The 19,281-nt window shown below is 36.4% G+C and carries 21 protein-coding genes; 15 read left to right on the plus strand and 6 right to left on the minus strand.

Annotation, left to right across the window (positions count from 1 at the left end; genetic code table 11):
- Positions 1-238 precede the first annotated feature (238 nt).
- From BLW28_RS11055 to BLW28_RS11090, 8 genes are all read left to right on the plus strand, one after another.
- Positions 239-754: a DUF6913 domain-containing protein gene (locus BLW28_RS11055; protein ID WP_073218841.1), complete on the plus strand. Its 516-nt coding sequence runs from the start codon at positions 239-241 to the stop codon at positions 752-754.
- Between the two features lie 73 nt (positions 755-827).
- Positions 828-1,703: a 4-hydroxy-tetrahydrodipicolinate synthase gene (dapA, locus tag BLW28_RS11060; RefSeq protein ID WP_073218844.1), complete on the plus strand. Its 876-nt coding sequence runs from the start codon at positions 828-830 to the stop codon at positions 1,701-1,703.
- A gap of 138 nt (positions 1,704-1,841) precedes the next feature.
- The gene (locus BLW28_RS11065) at positions 1,842-2,648 is read left to right on the plus strand and encodes an outer membrane protein assembly factor BamD (RefSeq protein ID WP_083540721.1); all 807 of its coding nucleotides are present in this window, start codon (positions 1,842-1,844) and stop codon (positions 2,646-2,648) included.
- Positions 2,649-2,660: 12 nt separating this feature from the next.
- A complete protein-coding gene (locus BLW28_RS11070; RefSeq protein WP_073218849.1) occupies positions 2,661-2,993 on the plus strand; it encodes a DNA-directed RNA polymerase subunit omega in 333 nt (110 codons plus the stop codon).
- Between the two features lie 67 nt (positions 2,994-3,060).
- Positions 3,061-4,287 carry a bifunctional phosphopantothenoylcysteine decarboxylase/phosphopantothenate--cysteine ligase CoaBC gene (gene coaBC / locus BLW28_RS11075; protein ID WP_073218852.1) on the plus strand — a complete coding sequence of 409 codons (1,227 nt, stop codon included), beginning with the start codon at positions 3,061-3,063 and terminating at the stop codon, positions 4,285-4,287.
- On the plus strand, positions 4,280-5,170 hold the full coding sequence (gene porD, locus BLW28_RS11080; RefSeq protein ID WP_073218855.1) for a type IX secretion system protein PorD: 891 nt from the start codon (positions 4,280-4,282) through the stop codon (positions 5,168-5,170). Before coaBC ends, porD begins: the two co-directional genes overlap by 8 nt.
- 105 nt (positions 5,171-5,275) lie before the next feature.
- Positions 5,276-6,928, plus strand: a complete 1,653-nt coding sequence (gene recN / locus BLW28_RS11085; protein ID WP_073218858.1) for a DNA repair protein RecN — start codon at positions 5,276-5,278, stop codon at positions 6,926-6,928.
- A 70-nt stretch (positions 6,929-6,998) separates the two neighbouring features.
- Complete coding sequence (locus BLW28_RS11090; protein ID WP_073218861.1) at positions 6,999-7,826, plus strand: enoyl-ACP reductase FabI; 828 nt, start codon at positions 6,999-7,001, stop codon at positions 7,824-7,826.
- Positions 7,827-8,278: 452 nt separating this feature from the next.
- On the opposite strand, the gene BLW28_RS11095 is transcribed toward BLW28_RS11090, so the two are convergent.
- The 4 genes from BLW28_RS11095 to BLW28_RS11110 all read right to left on the minus strand — a co-directional run bounded on the left by BLW28_RS11095 (position 8,279) and on the right by BLW28_RS11110 (position 12,545).
- Positions 8,279-9,577, minus strand: coding sequence for a metal-dependent hydrolase family protein (locus BLW28_RS11095; protein WP_073218864.1), 1,299 nt, complete (start codon positions 9,575-9,577; stop codon positions 8,279-8,281).
- Between the two features lie 53 nt (positions 9,578-9,630).
- Complete coding sequence (locus BLW28_RS11100; RefSeq protein WP_234946475.1) at positions 9,631-10,023, minus strand: hypothetical protein; 393 nt, start codon at positions 10,021-10,023, stop codon at positions 9,631-9,633.
- Positions 10,024-10,096: 73 nt separating this feature from the next.
- Positions 10,097-10,663 carry a hypothetical protein gene (locus BLW28_RS11105; RefSeq protein WP_073218867.1) on the minus strand — a complete coding sequence of 189 codons (567 nt, stop codon included), beginning with the start codon at positions 10,661-10,663 and terminating at the stop codon, positions 10,097-10,099.
- 253 nt (positions 10,664-10,916) lie between these two features.
- Positions 10,917-12,545 (minus strand): acyl-CoA carboxylase subunit beta, encoded by a 1,629-nt coding sequence (locus tag BLW28_RS11110; protein WP_073218870.1) that lies wholly within the window; start codon positions 12,543-12,545, stop codon positions 10,917-10,919.
- A 427-nt stretch (positions 12,546-12,972) separates the two neighbouring features.
- Between BLW28_RS11110 and BLW28_RS11115 the strand changes: the two genes are divergently transcribed.
- From BLW28_RS11115 to BLW28_RS11135, 5 genes are all read left to right on the plus strand, one after another.
- A complete protein-coding gene (locus BLW28_RS11115; RefSeq protein WP_073218872.1) occupies positions 12,973-13,155 on the plus strand; it encodes a CAL67264 family membrane protein in 183 nt (60 codons plus the stop codon).
- A gap of 70 nt (positions 13,156-13,225) precedes the next feature.
- Complete coding sequence (locus BLW28_RS11120; protein WP_073218875.1) at positions 13,226-13,702, plus strand: DinB family protein; 477 nt, start codon at positions 13,226-13,228, stop codon at positions 13,700-13,702.
- A 177-nt stretch (positions 13,703-13,879) separates the two neighbouring features.
- The gene (locus tag BLW28_RS11125) at positions 13,880-14,152 is read left to right on the plus strand and encodes a four helix bundle protein (RefSeq protein WP_234946476.1); all 273 of its coding nucleotides are present in this window, start codon (positions 13,880-13,882) and stop codon (positions 14,150-14,152) included.
- Between the two features lie 39 nt (positions 14,153-14,191).
- Positions 14,192-15,883 carry an energy-dependent translational throttle protein EttA gene (gene ettA / locus BLW28_RS11130; RefSeq protein ID WP_073218878.1) on the plus strand — a complete coding sequence of 564 codons (1,692 nt, stop codon included), beginning with the start codon at positions 14,192-14,194 and terminating at the stop codon, positions 15,881-15,883.
- 4 nt (positions 15,884-15,887) lie between these two features.
- Complete coding sequence (locus BLW28_RS11135; protein ID WP_073218881.1) at positions 15,888-16,325, plus strand: hypothetical protein; 438 nt, start codon at positions 15,888-15,890, stop codon at positions 16,323-16,325.
- A gap of 71 nt (positions 16,326-16,396) precedes the next feature.
- Here the strand turns inward: BLW28_RS11135 and BLW28_RS11140 are convergent, their stop codons facing one another.
- Positions 16,397-17,077, minus strand: coding sequence for a TrmH family RNA methyltransferase (locus BLW28_RS11140; RefSeq protein ID WP_073218884.1), 681 nt, complete (start codon positions 17,075-17,077; stop codon positions 16,397-16,399).
- 393 nt (positions 17,078-17,470) lie between these two features.
- Here BLW28_RS11140 and BLW28_RS11145 point away from each other — a divergent pair, with 393 nt between their 5' ends.
- Both BLW28_RS11145 and BLW28_RS11150 read left to right on the plus strand, forming a co-directional pair.
- Positions 17,471-18,142, plus strand: coding sequence for an SIR2 family NAD-dependent protein deacylase (locus BLW28_RS11145; protein ID WP_073218886.1), 672 nt, complete (start codon positions 17,471-17,473; stop codon positions 18,140-18,142).
- A gap of 7 nt (positions 18,143-18,149) precedes the next feature.
- Positions 18,150-18,710: a hypothetical protein gene (locus BLW28_RS11150; RefSeq protein ID WP_073218888.1), complete on the plus strand. Its 561-nt coding sequence runs from the start codon at positions 18,150-18,152 to the stop codon at positions 18,708-18,710.
- 56 nt (positions 18,711-18,766) lie between these two features.
- On the opposite strand, the gene BLW28_RS11155 is transcribed toward BLW28_RS11150, so the two are convergent.
- Positions 18,767-19,153 carry an FAD-dependent oxidoreductase gene (locus tag BLW28_RS11155; protein ID WP_083540720.1) on the minus strand — a complete coding sequence of 129 codons (387 nt, stop codon included), beginning with the start codon at positions 19,151-19,153 and terminating at the stop codon, positions 18,767-18,769.
- Positions 19,154-19,281: the final 128 nt, after the last annotated feature.

The raw sequence follows: 19,281 nt of genomic DNA on the forward strand, positions 1-19,281 counted from the left end.
GACCTGCAAGGTGTTGTTTAGTCGTTTTGACTAAACCATCCAGCATGCCTACTTTCTCCTGCAAGGTGTTGTTTCGTTTTTTCAGCAAAACCTCCTTGTAGGTCTTTTTGTAAATGTAGTTTGCACAGAAGTATAAAAGACTCTTTATTGATTTTTTCCGGCTATGCTTAAATCCATATAAACCAAAGTAAAAAACCGTGAAAAAGACTATTTTTGCACCGCCTTGGCTTGAAATTCTATGTTAAAAAAGTTTAAATTATATTTCTTAAAGAAACAAACTGATAAGAATTTGTTACAACGTGATGTTTCACAGCGAAACACATCGTTGAAGTATATGGGATTTTTAATAGATGAAACTTTTTTTAACGATTTTGAAAAATTATTCAAATTTGGAACTGAGCTCGGATTACAGCGAAAAGATATCAAGCAATTTACTTTTCTCGAAACTAAGAAAAAAGTTCCTTCGTTACGGGAAAATCAGATAAGCAACAAAGAATTTAACTGGAAAGGTGAAATTCAAAATGAAGAAGCAAAAGAATTCCTCAATTTTCCGTTCGATGCTATTATTGGGTTGTACAAAGGGAAGCACGATTATTTAGATGCAATGATGGCACAGAGTAAAGCAAAATTTAAAATCGGCTTTAATAATGCAGACGATAGGTTATACGATTTACTGTTAACAATAGACCTTAAGAACCCTGAAACTTTTAAAAGTGAAGTAGGTAAGTATTTGAAGATTTTAAAGAAAATATAATTTGCTGCAAGCTGTTTATATCATTGTTTTGTAAAATGGAAATGCGGTATAAATTAAAAATAATAAGCTAAATATGAAAGAATTAATAGGGACAGGTGTCGCATTAATAACACCTTTTAAAAGTGATTTTTCAGTAGACGTAGTTGGGCTCAAAAACGTTGTCAATTTCAATATTGAAAATGGAATCGATTACTTAGTTGTGTTAGGCACCACAGCTGAGAGTGCGACGCTTTCTAAAGAGGAAAAGCAGCTCGTGATAGACACTGTGGTTTCCGAAAATAATGGGCGCTTGCCACTGGTTTTAGGAATTGGTGGTAATAATACTCACGAAGTAATCGAGGAAATGAAAACTCGCGATCTTTCTGCCTTTACAGCCATTCTTTCTGTTTCGCCATTTTATAATAAACCTACTCAAGAAGGAATCTATCAGCATTTTGCGGCCATAGCAAAAGCAACGCCATTGCCTATAATTTTGTATAATGTGCCAGGAAGAACAGCATCGAATATGCTGCCTGAAACCGTTATTCGCCTTGCAAATGATTTTGAAAAAATTGTTGCCATAAAAGAAGCTGCTGGCGATATAGTACAAGCAATGCGCTTAATTTCTGGTTGTCCGGAAGATTTCTTAATCATTTCTGGAGACGATATGAATACATTACCAATAATACTTGCAGGTGGGGCAGGAGTAATTTCGGTTATTGGTGAAGGTTTTCCAAAAGATTTCTCAAAAATGGTGAAGCTAGGTCTGGAAAAAAAGGTAACCGAAGCTTATAAGATTCATTATAAAATTGCACCTGCGATAGATTACATTTTTGCAGAAGGAAATCCCGCCGGAATAAAAGCAGTGTTTAACAAACTAGAAATCTGCGCAGATACGGTACGATTGCCACTAGTTGGGGTTAGTGACGACCTTAGAAAGAAGATAGACTTGTTTGTTGAAAACTATTAAAATTTAGTCTTTAAAACCTGCAAGTTAAATATTTCAAAAGAGGCACAAATAATCCCCTTCATCTTAATATTTTAGCCAGATAATAAGTTTGCTAATTTTCGTATAAATCCTTACTTTTGCACGATGTTTTTGAAACCCATGCGATTCCCTGTTTTTTTATTACTATGCATTTCCTTGCTCTTTGCTTCTTGTGGCCAATACCAAAAGGTGCTTCGGAAGGATGATATAGGTAAGAAATATGCTTTTGCCGACTCTCTTTACACTATAGGGAAATATAAAAAAGCCTTGAAGTTAATGGAGCAAATAGTTCCAGCGTATAGAGGGAAACCTCAGGCCGAAAAGCTTATGTTTATGTATTCCAATACTTTTTACAAATTGGGAGACTTTTATTCGGCTGGATACCAATTTGAGCGGTTTACGCAAGCATATCCTAATAGTGACAGTACAGAAGTCGCCTATTTTAAATCGGCAAAGAGTTTTTATCAACTTTCAGAGCGCTTTTCTTTAGATCAAAGAGAAACGTATAGAGGGATGGAAAAACTGCAAGGATTCATTAACACCTATCCAAATTCTGATAAACGAATAGAAGCGAATGAATTGATTACTGAACTGCGAACCAAATTGGAGAAAAAACAGTTTGAAACAGCGCGTCAGTATTATCGAATTGAGGATTATAAAGCAGCAATTGAGTCTTTTGATAATTTTATTGCCGACAATCCAGGAACGGTTTATAGAGAAGAAGCTTTTTTATATAGGTTAAAAGCTTCGTATAAATTAGCAATAAATAGTTTGCCATATTTAGTACAAGAACGACTTTTAACCGCAAAAGGTCATTACAACAGTTTTATAAAATATTACAAGAGCACCGACTCTGCTGAGGAAGCCAACGAAATCAATGATGAAATCGAGAAACGATTGGTGACTAAAGAAACAAAATCTACTTAATAATTTAGAAACATGGATATTAAAAATACACAAGCGCCTATCAATACAATCACTTACGATAGAGATTTAATTGACGGACCTACAGGCAATATTTACGAGGCAATTTCTATTATCTCGAAAAGAGCTAACCAAATTAATGGAGACATTAAAAAAGAACTCCTTGAAAAGTTAGATGAATTTGCTACCTACAACGATAGCCTAGAAGAAATTTTTGAAAATAAGGAACAAATCGAAGTTTCTAAATTCTACGAAAGACTTCCTAAACCTCACGCTTTAGCAGTTCAAGAATGGCTGGAAGATAAAATCTACCACAGAAATACAAAAGAAGAATCGTTAGAAGGGTAGTGGTCTCTATTCCGAAAGGAATTGAACCTCTATTTGTTTTTAACAATTGAATACTGAATTAAGAATTATGGCTGTTTTGAGCGGTAAAAATATCTTGCTTGGCGTAACCGGCGGGATTGCCGCATACAAGGCGGCTTTTTTGGTACGCCTACTTGTGAAGCAAGGAGCGAATGTAAAAGTGGTGATGACAACTTCTGCAAAAGAATTTGTTACACCGCTTACACTTTCTACCTTGTCGAAAAACGAGGTGTACTCTTCATTCACTAGTTCTGATTCGAACGATAATTCAGGTGAAAATCCACAATGGAACAATCACGTTGAACTTGCGCTGTGGGCAGATTTAATCTTGATTGCGCCAGCCACCGCAAATACTATGTCTAAAATGGCAAGTGGCACTTGTGATAATTTGCTGCTCGCTGTTTACTTTTCTGCCAAGTGTCCCGTTTATTATGCACCGGCAATGGATTTGGACATGTATAAACACCCTACCGTTGCTGAAGTTTTTAAGAAACTAGAAAGTTTTGGTAATATTCAAATTCCTGCAACTTTTGGCGAACTTGCAAGCGGATTGGTAGGGCAAGGAAGAATGGCAGAACCCGAAGACATCGTTTCATTTTTGGAAAATGATATTTTAAAAAATCTGCCATTAAAAGGTAAAAAGGTTTTGATAACTGCTGGTCCTACGTATGAAGCGCTAGATCCAGTTCGTTTTATAGGAAACCATTCTAGTGGAAAAATGGGATATGCAATTGCTGAAGAGGCTGCAAAACTAGGAGCCGAAGTGACTCTTGTTTCAGGACCTGTATGTATAAAGCTTGAGCATGATTTTGTGAAAGTTATTCGCGTAACTTCTGCAGAGGAAATGTACCAAGCTGCCCATCAATACTTCCCAAGTTCTGATATTGCTATTCTTAGTGCTGCTGTCGCTGATTATCGCCCCGCAGATGTTTCTTCTCAAAAGATTAAAAAGAAGGACGACGATTTAGTACTTCATCTTACAAAAACCAAGGATATTCTAAAATCGTTGGGCGAAATTAAGAAACAACAATTTTTAGTAGGCTTTGCTCTTGAAACCCAAAATGAGGAGGAAAACGCAAAATCGAAACTCAAAAAAAAGAATTTAGATTTAATTGTTTTAAATTCGCTTAGAGACAAGGGCGCAGGTTTTAAATCGGATACAAATAAGGTAACTTTAATTTCAAAAGACAATAAAGTGCTTCCGTTTCCTGTTAAACCTAAAAGTGAGGTCGCTCAAGACATTTTAGATTATATTATAGAAAAAACCCATGCGTAAATTTATACTTCTTTTATTATTTGTTGCGGTCGCAAATTTGACCCAAGCTCAGGAACTTAATTGTTCTTTTGCCATTGATGCCACTCAAACCGGGCAGCCAAACCTACAAGTATTCCAAACTTTGGAAACTCAATTAAAGGAATTTATAAACAACACCAAATGGACTAATAAAGCCTACAAAAATCAAGAGCGTATAGATTGTAATATGAGCTTGGTTATTAGTAGTATTGATGGTGATAATTTTACCGGAACGCTACAAATACAATCATCCCGTCCCATTTTTGATTCTACTTACGACAGTCCGGTTTATAATTATTTTGACAGACAAGTTAATTTTAGATATAAGGAATTCGAACCTTTAAATTTCAACATAAATAATTCTGAATCCAATATAGTTTCTGTTATTGCTTTTCACGTTTACACCATTATTGGTTTAGATGCCGATACTTACATTCAAGGTGGAGGCGAACCTTATTTTGAAATTGCCAAACAAATTGTAAATACTGCAGCAGGAACCAGTTTTTCTGGCTGGAAATCGAAAGATGGAAACCAGTCACGTTACCAATATAATGATGCTTTATTATCTTCAGTATATAAAGAATTTCACCAAGCATTATATAAATATCATCGTGAAGGAATGGATTTAATGGCTTCGAAACCTAAAGAAGCAAAAGAAATAATTTCTGAATCGCTTAGGCTGCTTAAAGGAATAAACGACAGACGGCCGAACTCATACCTAGTACGAACATTTTTTGACGCAAAAAGTGATGAAATTACAGCTATTTATAGCGGTGGACCACAAGTAGACATTGTTCAATTAGTGGAAAATCTAAATAGAATGGCGCCTACAAAAAGAAGTAACTGGGAAGAAATAAAGTTCTAGTTTAATTTCAATAACTTTGTTTCGGTTTAGTAGTAAACCAATATTTCCCATAAAATTCTTGTGGAACAATTTCTTAAATCTAACTTCTAATATTCCCAATCGTTCGTGATAACAACGCTCGCCATAAAAAACTATGCGCTTATTGAGGATATCCGTGTGGATATGAATCAAGGCTTAACTGTTATTACTGGTGAAACGGGAGCAGGAAAGTCCATTATTCTGGGAGCTTTAGCCTTACTTCTTGGTAAGCGAGCCGATATTAATAGCGTAAAGGATTCTTCTAAAAAATGTGTTGTCGAAGGTCATTTCTCCATAGCCAATTACAATTTACAAAGCATTTTTGAAGAAAACGATCTGGATTATGATTCCCATACCATAATAAGACGTGAAATTTTACCAAGTGGAAAATCCCGTGCTTTTGTCAATGACACTCCAGTTGCTTTAAGTCAATTACAAGCCATTGCCCCACTGTTAGTCGATGTGCACAGTCAACACGAAACGCTAGAAGTTGTTTCAGAAAACTATCAATTAGAGGTTATTGATGCTTTAGCGGGCAATTCAAAAATTTTAAAAACATATCAAAATCAACTCACCGATTTCCGAAAGAACGAAGAGGCATTGGAGATGTTAAAGTCGCAAAAAGAATCGGCTATCAAGGAATTGGAGTACAATGCTTTTTTGTATAACGAATTACAACAAGCAGGACTTCAGGGTTTAAACCAACAGGATTTGGAAGAAACCTACGAAACCTTAAATAATGCAGAAGAAATTCAAGGTGCTTTTTCTCAGGTAAATCAGTTGTTGAATGAAGAACCCTTTGGAACAATAGAAACTGCAAAAGAAGCACGAATTACACTTGGGCGCATCAAAGGTTTTTCTGCTACTTATGAAGATTATTGGCAACGCTTAAACAGTGTTATTATTGAAATGGAAGATCTTTCAGAAGAAATGCAAAACACTTCCGAAAAAGTAGCTTCCGACCCTCAATTGCTTTCTGAAGTAAATGATAAACTTCAGCAACTTTACAAACTTCAACAAAAACACGGTTTAGCAACAGTTGAAGAATTGTTAGAACTTCAGAATTCATTAGAAGAAAAAGTAAACACTACCTTAGGTTTAGACGACCAAATTGCCAAACTTGAAATTAAAGGAAAACGTTTTTCTGAAGCTGCGCTTAAGTCGGCTTCTGAAATAAGTAAGGAAAGGATAAAAGCCATTCCCCAACTGAAAAAGCAATTGGAGGAAGTGTTATCGCTCTTAGGATTGCCCAATGCTCAATTTCAGTTTAATTTAGAAACTTCTGAAGCGTTTAGAAAAAACGGAATAGACTCATTAGAGTTACTTTTTACAGCGAACAAAGGAATGTCGATGGGACCTCTAAAAAAAGTTGCTTCAGGAGGGGAAATGAGCCGGATTATGCTGGCTATAAAATCTGTTTTGGCGAAATATAAAAAGCTGCCAACCATAATTTTTGATGAAATCGATACAGGGGTTTCGGGCGAAATAGCCACTAAAATGGCGCTTATAATGTTAGAAATGAGTGGTAATATGCAGGTGTTGTCTATCACTCATTTACCGCAAATTGCCGCTAGAGGCGAACATCATTTAAAAGTATATAAAGCAGATATAAATCAAGTAACGGTTACCCACTTGAAGAAGTTGGATAAAGAAGAACGAATTTCAGAAATTGCACAAATGCTAGGAGGGAAGAATATTTCGGAAGCAGCCATTGCAAATGCTAAGGAATTATTGAATTAAAATGTATCTTTACTTTTCGATTTTTTTAAAATAAATTGACACATAAAATTTAATCACTAATTTATAAAGTATGTCTTATAATCTACTAAAGGGAAAACGAGGAATCATTTTTGGAGCGTTGGATGCAAATTCTATTGCTTGGAAAACGGCAGAAAGGGTTCACGAAGAAGGTGGAAAATTCGTTCTTACAAATGCGCCTATCGCAATGCGTATGGGGCAAATAAAAGATTTAGCCGAAAAGACTAATTCTGAAATTATTCCTGCAGATGCCACTAGCGTAGAAGATCTTGAAAACTTGGTCGAAAAAGCGACGGAGATTCTAGGAGGAAAACTGGATTTTGTGCTACATTCTATCGGAATGTCAGTAAACGTGCGAAAGGGAAATCATTACACGAGCCAGAATTATGATTTTACACATAAAGGTTGGGATGTTTCTGCAATTTCTTTTCATAAAACGATGCAAGTGCTTTATCAAAAAGATGCTATGAGTGAATGGGGAAGCATTATTGCGCTTACCTATATGGCTTCTCAACGTGTTTTTCCTGATTATAACGATATGGCCGACAATAAAGCCTATTTGGAAAGTATAGCGCGTAGTTTTGGTTATTTCTTCGGAAAAGACAAAAAAGTTCGTGTAAACACTATTTCCCAATCACCAACTCCAACAACTGCCGGTCAAGGCGTAAAAGGTTTTGACGGATTTATTAGCTATGCCGATAAAATGTCGCCTTTAGGGAATGCAACTGCCTTAGATTGCGCCAATTATACGGTAGCGATGTTTAGCGACCTAACCAAGCGCGTTACGCTTCAAAACCTATACAACGATGGCGGATTCTCTAATATGGGCGTAAGCAACGAAGTTATGGAAGCTTTTGTGGAAGGTGTAAATAAAGAATAGATATGTAGGCTTAACGAATATAACTATAAACCCCCTCTCAATTTTATTTTTGAGAGGGGGTTTTGCTTTCCTTTTATAAGCTGTTTAAAAAATACAATTTAATCGACTTGCCAGGTCGAGCGCAGGCGAAAAACTTTCTAAAAAGTATAATTTAATCGACTGGTCAGGTCGAGTGCAGGCGAGACCTAATCGCAACTAGGAAGGTTAAAATTCTCGACTGCGCTTGAATAGACATCCAAAACTACTTTTTAGCCGACTTTTTCCTTCAACTTAAATCATTTCAGAAATCAAGATTTTTTAGCCCATGGATACTCCACGGATAAGCCATAGATAAGTCATAGATAGTTCATTAAAAAGCTAGTAACTTCACTATCGATTTTACTACCAAATTTAGGTTATTCATTTGCTATTTTGAATGGGGGTATTTACTATTCAAAATGGTTTTATAAATTTTAATTATCTCTATTGAAATAAACCTTCCCATCTTTCATAACGAATACAATGTTCTCGATGGTGTTTATAAAATCATTCATCAAATCTCCTTTTACGGCAATTATATCCGCTTTTGCGTTGGGTTTTAAAGCGCCTATTTCATCTTCTTTTTTTAAATACAATGCAGAAATATAGGTTGAAGATTGCAAAATGTTTAAAGGTTTCATTCCCGCTTCAAAATAAGCACGAAACATATCCTGCGACGATTTTCCGGCTGAGACACCAATATCCGTATAGTTGTCAGAACCTGCTACAATTGGCACCCCTTTGCTGATAGCCGTCATCAATCTTTTTTTCTGGTTATTCAAATACCAATCTATCCATTCTAAATCATCTTCGTCATACCTTGCGAGTTTTACATAGGTGTTCATATAATTTCTGCTATTTTCTGTAGGAACAAGAAAGATATTTTTCTCAGCCATTAATGTCAAGGTAGAGTCTGCTATGTTAAAGCCGTGTTCAATACCATCTACACCCGCTTTAATAGCGTCCCAAGCAGATTGGTTGTTTACGGTGTGCGCAGTTACCGTAAGGCCGTACGAATGCGCAGTTTTCACAATCATTTTCATTTCATCTATGGACAGACGAGTGTTGTTAGGAAGATTATCTGCAGCGATTTTTATAAGATCTACATTTTGATTTACATGTTCCCTAATGGCAATTTTGGCGTCTTCTACACTTTTTACAATACGATATTCTAAATCGATTAGACTTTGATGCTTGGGTGAAACTCCGTAAATCTGTCCGCCAGTAGCACCTATAATGGGGCCCGAGGCGAAAATTCGCGGTCCTTCAATAGTACCTTCATTTATGGCATCGCGAAGTGCTACATCCAAGAATAATCCTGAATTACCAAGGTCTTTAATGCTTGTAAACCCGACATCTAAATACGATTTAGCTCTTTTAGCTCCTCGAAGCGCCCTTAGTGCTTCACTTTCCATAGTGAGCGATTGTATACTATGCGCTGCAAAATCCGTATCGGCATCTTGAGAAAATAATACGTGAGTATGGCCATCAATCAGTCCTGGCAGTACTGTATATTCTGATAGATCAATTACGGCTGCGTGGCTTGGAATTGTATTAAGTTCACCAATTGATACAATTTTATTGCCCTCGATCTGTATCGCTTTATTTTTTAGCAAAACATTTTGTTCGCTGTCGTAAAAAAGTCCAGCTTTTATGTACGTGACTTCTTGAGCAACTAGGCCTTCAAGTGAAGTGAAAACGAAAAGTATGATAACTGTAAGTAATTTCCTCATATTTCGTTCTTTTAAACAATTAATATTGAAGGTTTGAAAATCGTTTCTTTAGCTTATACCTGATTCCAGTTAATTATAGTGTGTTTAAGGTTTTCCGCTTTTATTAAATAGTACATCGTCCAAAGCAACACCCAAAACAAGAATGCTAAATAGAAATAAATTAGAGTGATGCCGAAATTTTCTACATCTACATAAATTGCTAGAAATGTGAATAATATGGATCCAATAAAGTTATAGAGAAATGCACTTTTAATGCTCATTTCTATTAACCCAGTCAGGAAATTCCACCCAACAAGTTTGTCTTTTATTCTGATCTTTTCTGGATCTGAAAAATCAACTATTACTCGTTGGGAATAGGGTAGGTGTATTACAATTTCATTATTTTTTCGTTTGAACTTGTAATCGAACTTTTTTAATAACTGTTCTGTTTTTTCTATTTCCATCATTTTCATTTGAAGCATTGGTAATTAATAAAAATCACATTCAAGATACTGTTTTTCACCAAGTCTTTTTAAGTTTTTAATCTACAGTTCCCCAAGGAGCGCTTGGGGTTTCAATAGTTTTAGTTAAGTCAAATTTTACAGAAAACAAACGATCGCTACCAACACGACGAAGGTTGTAGGTGAAACTCGTTTCATCTATTGTAAACCACCAGATATTTGTTGAAGCAGCTGGTAAAATGCTTGCAGTATGCGCATCGGCAGGAAACATTTGGAGATTTGCCAAACCGACGTTGGAGCTTGTACCACCGTATTGTGTTAAGTCTTCTTCCGAACCATCGGGATGGCGATGATCGTGTTTTAGGCTTATTATTTTATCTTCATTTAAGTGCAAAACCCAAGTTCGAGACTTGTTTTCGCCCACAAAAAAAGGAATTCGGATGTCATTTTTATCACAAAAACGCACGTGCATAACTAACTTTTCTCCAGTAAATCCATCACCAGCAACTGCGCCTGCAATGATTTCACCTTCATAGGCTTTTCCGCAATGTTCTTTCAGTTGTGCCCAAAACATTTCTGAACTTGGTTGTTCTTGCGCTATAATGTGTAGTGGTAATAAAATTAAGAAACAGAGTAGTGCTTTCATTCTTTATAAGTATAAAATTAGATTGATTGTCTGTAAAATATCATAAAGCTATGAATAGCAACTTTTATATGAAATCTCTAACAGCAAATACTTCCTTTTATTTTGTGTTAATCCGCGTGATCCGCGTGATATATTTTCATTCCCAGATTTTTGTTTCCCGTTGATTTGCTTCGCCAGTTCACTATCGATCGGGTCACATATATTCGCAGACTTTTTAACTCATAAAACAAAAAACGGATAAACAAAAATTAGATTATACCTGAATTACTCCAAGATTAAATTTTTTCTCGATAGGAGCGTGGTTAGCAGCTTCGATTCCCATCGAAATCCAATTTCGGGTTTCGGCTGGGTCTATAACGGCATCTGTCCAAATTCGTGCAGCGGCATAATAAGGTGAAATTTGCTTATCGTAACGTGCTTTAATTTTGTCGTAGAGTTCTTTTTCATCTTCTTCAGAAATCTTCTTGCCTTGTTTTTTAAGGGAAGCAGTTTCTATTTGAAGCAATACTTTTGCCGCACTGTTACCACTCATTACAGCCAACTCGGCACTCGGCCAAGCAACAATCAGTCTAGGGTCATAAGCTTTTCCGCACATTGCGTAGTTTCCTGCACCATAACTATTACCTATAATAACTGTGAATTTTGGAACGACACTGTTACTTACGGCATTGACCATTTTGGCGCCATCTTTAATAATTCCGCCGTGTTCACTTTTGCTGCCCACCATAAAACCTGTAACATCTTGAAGAAATACTAAAGGAATTTTCTTTTGGTTGCAGTTGGCGATAAAACGAGTAGCCTTGTCGGCGCTGTCGCTATAAATTACGCCTCCAAACTGCATTTCGCCTTTTTTTGTCTTAACCAAGGTACGCTGGTTTGCAACAATTCCAACTGCCCAACCGTCTATTCGTGCATATCCAGTAAGAATAGTTTTACCATAACCTTCTTTGTATTCTTCAAAATCGCTATCGTCTACAAGGCGTTCTATAATTTCGCGCATATCGTATTGTTCTGAACGCGCTTTAGGAAGAATACCATAAATATCTTTAGGGTCTTTCTTCGGTTTTATTGCTTTTTCGCGATTAAATCCTGCTTTGTCAAAATCTCCTATTTTAGAGACGATGTTTTTAATTGTATCTAGAGCGTCTTTATCATCTTTGGATTTATAATCGGTAACACCGCTGATTTCACAATGCGTGGTAGCACCTCCAAGGGTTTCGTTGTCGATACTTTCACCAATGGCAGCTTTTACCAAATAACTTCCAGCTAGAAAAATACTTCCCGTTTTGTCTACGATTAGTGCCTCGTCGCTCATAATTGGGAGGTAAGCACCACCCGCAACGCAACTGCCCATAACGGCTGCAATTTGAGTAATCCCCATACTGCTCATAACGGCGTTGTTTCTAAACATTCTTCCAAAGTGTTCTTTATCGGGGAAAATTTCATCTTGCATAGGCAGATAAACGCCTGCGCTGTCTACTAAATATATAATTGGCAATCTATTTTCTATAGAAATTTCCTGCGCACGAAGGTTTTTCTTTGCTGTAATCGGAAACCAAGCGCCTGCTTTTACAGTTGCATCATTGGCAACGACGATACATTGCTTTCCTTTTACATAACCAATCTTTACAACCACGCCGCCACCAGGCGCGCCGCCGTGTTCTTCATACATATCTTCTCCAGCAAAAGCACCTATTTCAATACTTGGTTTTTCAGGGTCTAATAAATATTTAATACGTTCTCTAGCCGTTAATTTCCCTTGTTTGTGCTGTTTTTCAATTCGGTCTTTACCTCCTCCGAGTTTTACCTTTGCCAGCTTATTTTTTAATGTGGAAACCAGTAGTTTATTGTGGTCCTCGTTTTTGTTGAAATTTAAGTCCATTGAAATTCTTTGTTTCGGCTAAAATACGAAATGCTTATAATCCATATCCATAAACTTTGGCAAAAATCTAATCTTATCGATTCTTAACTACTTTCCAGATTTAATTTTGTTTGTTTTTTGAAATATTACCATGAATACACGAAAAACAACTTCACACCTCAATTATTCAATATTGAAATTCAACTCCAGGTCCTTTTTCCTAATGTTCTATCATCGTGTTTCATATAGTTGCCACTCCAACCGTCTTGTTTCCAACCGTTGTTTTCTCCAGTAAGCCTCTGGGGTCGGTTTCGATTTTGATTTCAGCTTCAATTTCAAATTCATTCCTTCAACTATGACATTTTGTTAACTAATTTCTACGATATATTACCGATATTTGCTTTTGCACTTATATTTGTGAGATTAATCAACCAACGAAAATTAAACTATGGGAATGAATAAAAATACTGTATTAGCGTGGGCTACCTTTATAATGATTGTTGTAGGCTGTGCCTTAATTCTTTTAGGTGCATTTCGATATGACGATGTTGCGGGATGGGGCTTTGCATCTGTAGGAATCGGTTTCTTCGCCATTGCTTGGGTGTTTAATGCGCTTAAAGGAAGAGTTTAATGCAGCTCTCAATCTTACAGTACCAGTCTAATTTGCTAGTAACTAATACCTAATTCAACTTATCAAACTTATGTCTGAAGAAAGAAACATACGCGAAAGACTTGTAAAACACCTCGACGGAGGAGAGGCTTTTATGCCCGTTACCCAAATGTTGGAGCTAATTTCTTTTGAAGATATAAATACACGACCTTCAAACTTACCTTATTCATTTTATGAACTGTTTTTTCATGTAGTCTTTACACAGAAGGATATTGTGAAATTTAGCTGTTCGGATGATTATACAAAACCTAAATGGCCCGAATATTATTGGCCAAGGGAAAAAGTATGTAAATCTAAAGAAGATTGGAAGAGCCTAAAAGCTGAATACACAGCAGATCGAGAACGACTTAAAGATTTTCTTTTAGATGGTTCCAATAACTTAACCGAAGCAGTTAAAAACGGAAAAGATGAACAAACGCTGTTAAGGGAAGCCTTATTGGTTATTGAGCACACTGCCTACCATACAGGACAAATGATGGTGGTTTTAAGACTATTGAATTTGCACTAAAGGGTTTATAGTTTTTATAGTTAAAGAATTCGATAATTACTGTACTATATTATTATGGCAAGGATAGAAAGATTTGAAGATTTGGAAGTTTGGCAGCATGCAAGAATAATTTGCCAATTTGTTGAAGAGCTATTTCAAACCACAGGGATTGTAAATAACTATAGACTTAGAAATTAAATGGTAGGGAGTTTTGGCTTAATAATGGATACCATTGCGGAAGGCTTTGATAGGGATGGAAACAAGGAGTTTATAAACTTTGTAAGTTTCTCAAAAGGTTCTGCATCAGACCTGAAGTCTCAAACCTTTAGGGCATTCGATAAAATACTTATTACAGAAGAACAATTCAACAAACTTATTAATATGTGTGAGTTGGAAAAAAATAAAATAGGCGCCTTTATGTACTATTTTAAAAAATCAGAAATAAAGGGACAAAAAATCAAGAGAAATTAATCTCAACAACAAACTATAAACTATTAACAACAAATATCCATGTCTGACGATAAAAAAGTAATCTTTTCAATGTCTGGGCTAACCAAGACTTACCAAAGTGCCCAAACTCCAGTTTTAAAAAATATTTATTTAAGCTTTTTCTACGGTGCCAAGATTGGTATTCTTGGTCTAAACGGAAGCGGAAAATCTACTTTGCTCCGCATTATTGCAGGCGAAGAAAAAAACTACCAAGGCGATGTGGTGTTCGCACCAGGATATTCGGTAGGCTATCTCGAACAAGAGCCAAAACTCGACGAAACCAAAACTGTTTTGGAAGTTGTTAAAGAAGGTGTTCAGGAGGTTGTTGATGTTTTAGACGAATACAACAAAATCAATGATATGTTCGGTTTGCCAGAGGTTTATGAAAACCCCGCCAAGATGGACGAGTTGATGGATAAACAAGCAAAACTTCAAGACAAAATTGACGCTACCAATGCGTGGGAATTAGACACAAAACTTGAAATTGCAATGGATGCGCTTCGTACTCCCGATCCAGATAAATTGATTGGCGTATTGTCTGGAGGAGAAAAACGTCGCGTTGCTTTATGCCGACTGTTGTTAAGAGAACCAGATATACTCTTACTCGATGAGCCTACAAACCACTTGGATGCTGAAAGTGTACATTGGTTAGAACATCACCTTTCAGAATATAAAGGAACGGTGATTGCAGTAACGCACGATAGATATTTCCTGGATAATGTGGCAGGATGGATTTTAGAGTTGGACAGGGGAGAAGGTATTCCGTGGAAAGGAAACTACTCTTCTTGGTTGGACCAAAAGTCAAAACGTTTGGCACAAGAATCTAAACAAGCTGGGAAACGACAAAAAACGTTGGAACGAGAGTTAGAATGGGTTCGACAAGGAGCGAAAGGGCGTCAGACTAAGCAAAAAGCACGTTTACAGAATTATGATAAACTCTTGAGTCAAGATCAAAAGCAACTCGATGAAAAGTTGGAAATATACATTCCTAATGGCCCACGTTTGGGAACAAATGTTATTGAAGCGAAAGGAGTTGCAAAAGCGTATGGCGATAAGTTGCTGTACGATGACCTGAACTTCAAATTACCCCAAGCAGGAATTGTGGGAATAATTGGGCCAAATGGTGCTGGTAAAACCACTATTTTTAAAATGATAATGGGTGAAGAAACACCTGATAAAGGATCGTTTGAGGTAGGGGAAACAGCTAAGATTGCATATGTAGATCAAAACCACAGTAATATTGATACCAACAAAACTATTTGGGAGAACTTCAGCGATAGCCAAGAATTAATAATGATGGGCGGTAGACAGGTGAATTCCAGAGCATATTTGAGCCGCTTCAACTTTAGTGGAAGTGAGCAAAATAAAAAAGTGTCTATGCTTTCTGGGGGAGAACGAAATAGACTCCATTTGGCTATGACCCTAAAAGAAGAAGGAAACGTATTGTTGTTGGATGAACCTACAAACGACTTAGACGTTAATACACTTCGAGCCCTAGAAGAAGGTTTGGAGAACTTTGCCGGTTGTGCAGTGGTAATTAGCCACGACCGTTGGTTTTTAGACCGTATTTGTACGCATATTTTAGCTTTTGAAGGAAACAGTGAAGTGTATTTCTTTGAAGGTGGATTTAGTGATTATGAAGAAAATAAAAAGAAGCGATTAGGCGGGGATTTAATGCCGAAGCGAATTAAATACAGAAAACTTATTCGATAAAATTATGTGGAAAAATATATTGATTATAGCAATGGTATGCACCTTTATCTCTTGCGGAAGCAGTAAAAAAGGAGTGAATACATCTAAAGAATCTAAGGAAATCGTTTTAGGAAATGAATCGCTTTCCTATAATAGTCTGGGTAATGGAGTGGCCTTAATTTCGTTGAAGTTATACGATAACAATACTTTTAAATTCGACTTTAAAAGTATTCCGCAGCCCGAAACTGACGAAAAAGCGGTGCTGATTTCTGAAAAAGGAACCTATACTTCTGAAGGAGCTTGGAAAATATTAAACTTCAAAAATCCTAAATTTTCTCTTGCCGCTATTTTTGATACTGATTTTGCACAAGGAAAAGAGTTTAAAGTTCTCGACGAAGAGAATGTAAAAATTAATACAGCCAAAAAATCACTCTCTATTTGGGGAGTGGTTTGTGAAAAATAACAGGGACGTAGGAAAACGAAATCGAAATCGAAAACGAAAAGGAACTCATTAGTCGTCCGGAAATATTGAGGTTATTTGGAATTTGGAGCTTGAATTTTGGAGTTTTCCAAGTGGTATCTTTCAATTATTTCTTCGGAAGCTTTGATTGTTTTTTTAGCCCACGCCATTTCTATTTCAGGAATTTCTTCATCGGAAAGTTGCCATTTTACATCACTTTGCTTTACTCTTGAGACTACGCTTTGTAAAATTATGGCTGCAGAAACAGAAATATTTAGACTTTCGGTAAATCCGTACATTGGAATTTTTAAAAAACCGTCAGCTGCATTCATCACAGTATCACTTAATCCATCGTTTTCCTTTCCGAAGAAAAAGGCGCTTTTTTTAGTAACGTCAAATTCGTGAAGCATTGTGGAATCGTTGTGAGGCGTAGTGGCAATAATTTGATAACCGTTATCTCTTAGTTTACTGATACAGTCTTTGGTTGAATTATACCTGTTGAAAGTCACCCATTTTTGCGCTCCCATCGCAATTTCCTTATCAATTCGCTTGCTGACGCGTTCTTCCACCACGTGCAAATCCTGAATCCCAAAAACATCGCAAGTCCGCATAACTGCACTGGCGTTGTGAAGTTGGTAAACGTCTTCGGTAACAACGGTAAAATGACGCGTTCTTTCAGAAAGCACTTCTTTAAAACGTTGTTTTCTGCTCTCGGTTAAATAAGTTTCTAAGTATTTTAATAATTCTAAATCCAATTTGCTAGGGGTTACTGTGTTATAAGTTAACTGAGTTGTTGGGCCAATGGCTGTTCCCTCAATGTCTCAGTCATTCACTAAATGCTGCTAAGATAAAAGTTATTGCCTATTTATCAATATTTTTCAGCAAGTTAGTACTTAATTTTGCCTAAAGTAAGATTTGTTCGCAGGCTAAAGTATCGTTTTAATTTAGTCCAACCTTGCTGAATAACCCTGCGCTTCAGCTCGGGAAAAAAAAGGACAAAAGCTATAGGCTTAAGTCAAATTTCATCCGTAGTTGAGATAGCTTTTTGTAGTAATAATGTATCCTTTCGACCTATTTCACACAACGCAATTAGATTATTTGGCTGGTAATAACTAACTTAGTAATTTAATATCTTAAAAACTATAAAATTGAAAATAGCAGTGCTCACAGGAGCTGGTGTAAGTGCCGAAAGTGGAATTAAAACATTTAGGGATAGCGACGGCCTTTGGGAAGGTCACGATGTAATGGAAGTGGCTTCACCAGAAGGATTTGCTCGAAACCCAAAAGCCGTTTTGGAATTTTATAACCAGCGTAGAAGACAACTTTTAGCTGTACAACCTAATGCAGCACACAAGGCCTTGGCAGGTTTGGAGAAAATGCACGAAGTAACCATTATTACTCAAAATGTAGACGATCTTCACGAACGAGCGGGTAGTACGAATGTAATTCATCTACACGGAGAGTTGCTCAAAGCTAGATGTTCGGTTAATGAAAACCTTGTTTTAGATTGGAAACAGGATTTAAACCTCGGCGATCTTTCCGATGGTAATCACCAACTTAGACCACATATTGTTTGGTTTGGCGAAATGGTTCCTATGATTGAAGTAGCAGCAGAAGTTGTTGAAAAAGCAGACGTCATTATTATTGTTGGAACATCAATGCAGGTATATCCAGCCGCAGGTTTGGTTCAATATTCAAAACCCAGTTCAACTATATATTTCATAGATCCAAATCCATCTATTTCTGAAACTAAGCGAATTAAAGTTTTTTCTGAAAAAGCATCAACGGGTGTTCCAAAAGTTGTAGAACTTTTAAAATAGAAAAGCTATGCTTCCGAAAGATTTAGAAGAAAAACTAAGGGAGGTTGACAGTAGTCAAGTAAAAAGGCGAGAAATGGTTTCTTGGATTCTTCGAAATAAACCTCATTATGTGCGTGAAATGCTACAATGGACTTTTAATGAGGAAAGTGAATTTCTTGTAAAATCCTGTCGGATATTAGAGGATATTTGCGAGCGAAGACCAGAGGCTTTCTTTAAATATATGTATCTGTTTTTTGAACAACTACCAAGTATAAACAATGATATAGCCCTTCGCTCCTGTGCTAATATTTGTAAAATGTTGTGCTATAATCACTATATTTTGAAATATAAATATTTTAGGAATATACTGAATAAAAACCAGCGAAAAGTAATGGCGGCTTGTTGTTTTGATTGGCTCATTACAGATCAAAAGGTTGCCTGCCAAGCTCAAGCAATGGACTGCCTTTTATATCTAGGGAAAGATAAAACGGGAGCTTGGATTTATCCTGAATTGATCGCTATTCTTAACAGGGATGCGCCAAATAAAAGTCCTGGATATCAAGCTAGAGCTAGGAAAGTTTTGAAATGAATTTCATAAATTCAAATTCACTTATTAAATTGTTTAAAGGAAAAAACACCCCTTTTTCACCTGTCGAATTTGTAGTATTCTAAATAGGGGTGAGGTGTGTTGTTTATTGAATGTAGAATTGCTTGCATACCCATTACGCTAAATGTAATTCCATTTCCTCCAAAACCCAAAATGTAATGTTGTTTGCTTTGTGGGTCTTCTTTTCCAAAATATGGGAGTCCATCTTTTGTTTCACCAAAAGTGCCAGCCCAAGAATAATCAAGGATAAAAGGGATTTCTGGAAAACATTTTGCAAAGGCTTTAGTTAATTCTGATTCCTTTTTATAAAGAAGCGCATCTCGACGCTTGGCATTTTTAAAATCGCGATCCCCGCCACCCATCATAATACGCCCATCATCTGTGCTTCTAAAATATAGGTAAGGCGAATCAGTATTCCAATACATCTTGTTTTTAAAGGCATTCGGAATCGTATCAAATACTTTAGCCCCTTAATAGTTCGGAGTGATATTTTAAATTTCAAAACTAATATATTTGAGATATGAAATACAAGAAATGGACTTTAAAGGAGAAG

Source organism: Aequorivita viscosa, assembly GCF_900106795.1.
In the GTDB taxonomy this organism is placed as follows: Bacteria; Bacteroidota; Bacteroidia; order Flavobacteriales; family Flavobacteriaceae; genus Aequorivita; species Aequorivita viscosa.

What these genes read in the sequence shown, in the direction of transcription:
- BLW28_RS11125 (WP_234946476.1), top strand. Translation starts at nt 13,880, where the DNA reads ATGGTAGGGAGTTTTGGCTTAATAATGGATACCATTGCGGAAGGCTTT.
- BLW28_RS11055 (WP_073218841.1), top strand. Translation starts at nt 239, where the DNA reads ATGTTAAAAAAGTTTAAATTATATTTCTTAAAGAAACAAACTGATAAG.
- BLW28_RS11070 (WP_073218849.1), top strand. Translation starts at nt 2,661, where the DNA reads ATGGATATTAAAAATACACAAGCGCCTATCAATACAATCACTTACGAT.
- BLW28_RS11115 (WP_073218872.1), top strand. Translation starts at nt 12,973, where the DNA reads ATGGGAATGAATAAAAATACTGTATTAGCGTGGGCTACCTTTATAATG.
- BLW28_RS11155 (WP_083540720.1), bottom strand. Translation starts at nt 19,153, where the DNA reads ATGTATTGGAATACTGATTCGCCTTACCTATATTTTAGAAGCACAGAT.
- BLW28_RS11135 (WP_073218881.1), top strand. Translation starts at nt 15,888, where the DNA reads ATGTGGAAAAATATATTGATTATAGCAATGGTATGCACCTTTATCTCT.
- coaBC (WP_073218852.1), top strand. Translation starts at nt 3,061, where the DNA reads ATGGCTGTTTTGAGCGGTAAAAATATCTTGCTTGGCGTAACCGGCGGG.
- porD (WP_073218855.1), top strand. Translation starts at nt 4,280, where the DNA reads ATGCGTAAATTTATACTTCTTTTATTATTTGTTGCGGTCGCAAATTTG.
- BLW28_RS11095 (WP_073218864.1), bottom strand. Translation starts at nt 9,577, where the DNA reads ATGAGGAAATTACTTACAGTTATCATACTTTTCGTTTTCACTTCACTT.
- BLW28_RS11065 (WP_083540721.1), top strand. Translation starts at nt 1,842, where the DNA reads ATGCGATTCCCTGTTTTTTTATTACTATGCATTTCCTTGCTCTTTGCT.
- BLW28_RS11110 (WP_073218870.1), bottom strand. Translation starts at nt 12,545, where the DNA reads ATGGACTTAAATTTCAACAAAAACGAGGACCACAATAAACTACTGGTT.
- ettA (WP_073218878.1), top strand. Translation starts at nt 14,192, where the DNA reads ATGTCTGACGATAAAAAAGTAATCTTTTCAATGTCTGGGCTAACCAAG.
- dapA (WP_073218844.1), top strand. Translation starts at nt 828, where the DNA reads ATGAAAGAATTAATAGGGACAGGTGTCGCATTAATAACACCTTTTAAA.
- BLW28_RS11100 (WP_234946475.1), bottom strand. Translation starts at nt 10,023, where the DNA reads ATGATGGAAATAGAAAAAACAGAACAGTTATTAAAAAAGTTCGATTAC.
- BLW28_RS11105 (WP_073218867.1), bottom strand. Translation starts at nt 10,663, where the DNA reads ATGAAAGCACTACTCTGTTTCTTAATTTTATTACCACTACACATTATA.
- BLW28_RS11150 (WP_073218888.1), top strand. Translation starts at nt 18,150, where the DNA reads ATGCTTCCGAAAGATTTAGAAGAAAAACTAAGGGAGGTTGACAGTAGT.
- BLW28_RS11090 (WP_073218861.1), top strand. Translation starts at nt 6,999, where the DNA reads ATGTCTTATAATCTACTAAAGGGAAAACGAGGAATCATTTTTGGAGCG.
- BLW28_RS11120 (WP_073218875.1), top strand. Translation starts at nt 13,226, where the DNA reads ATGTCTGAAGAAAGAAACATACGCGAAAGACTTGTAAAACACCTCGAC.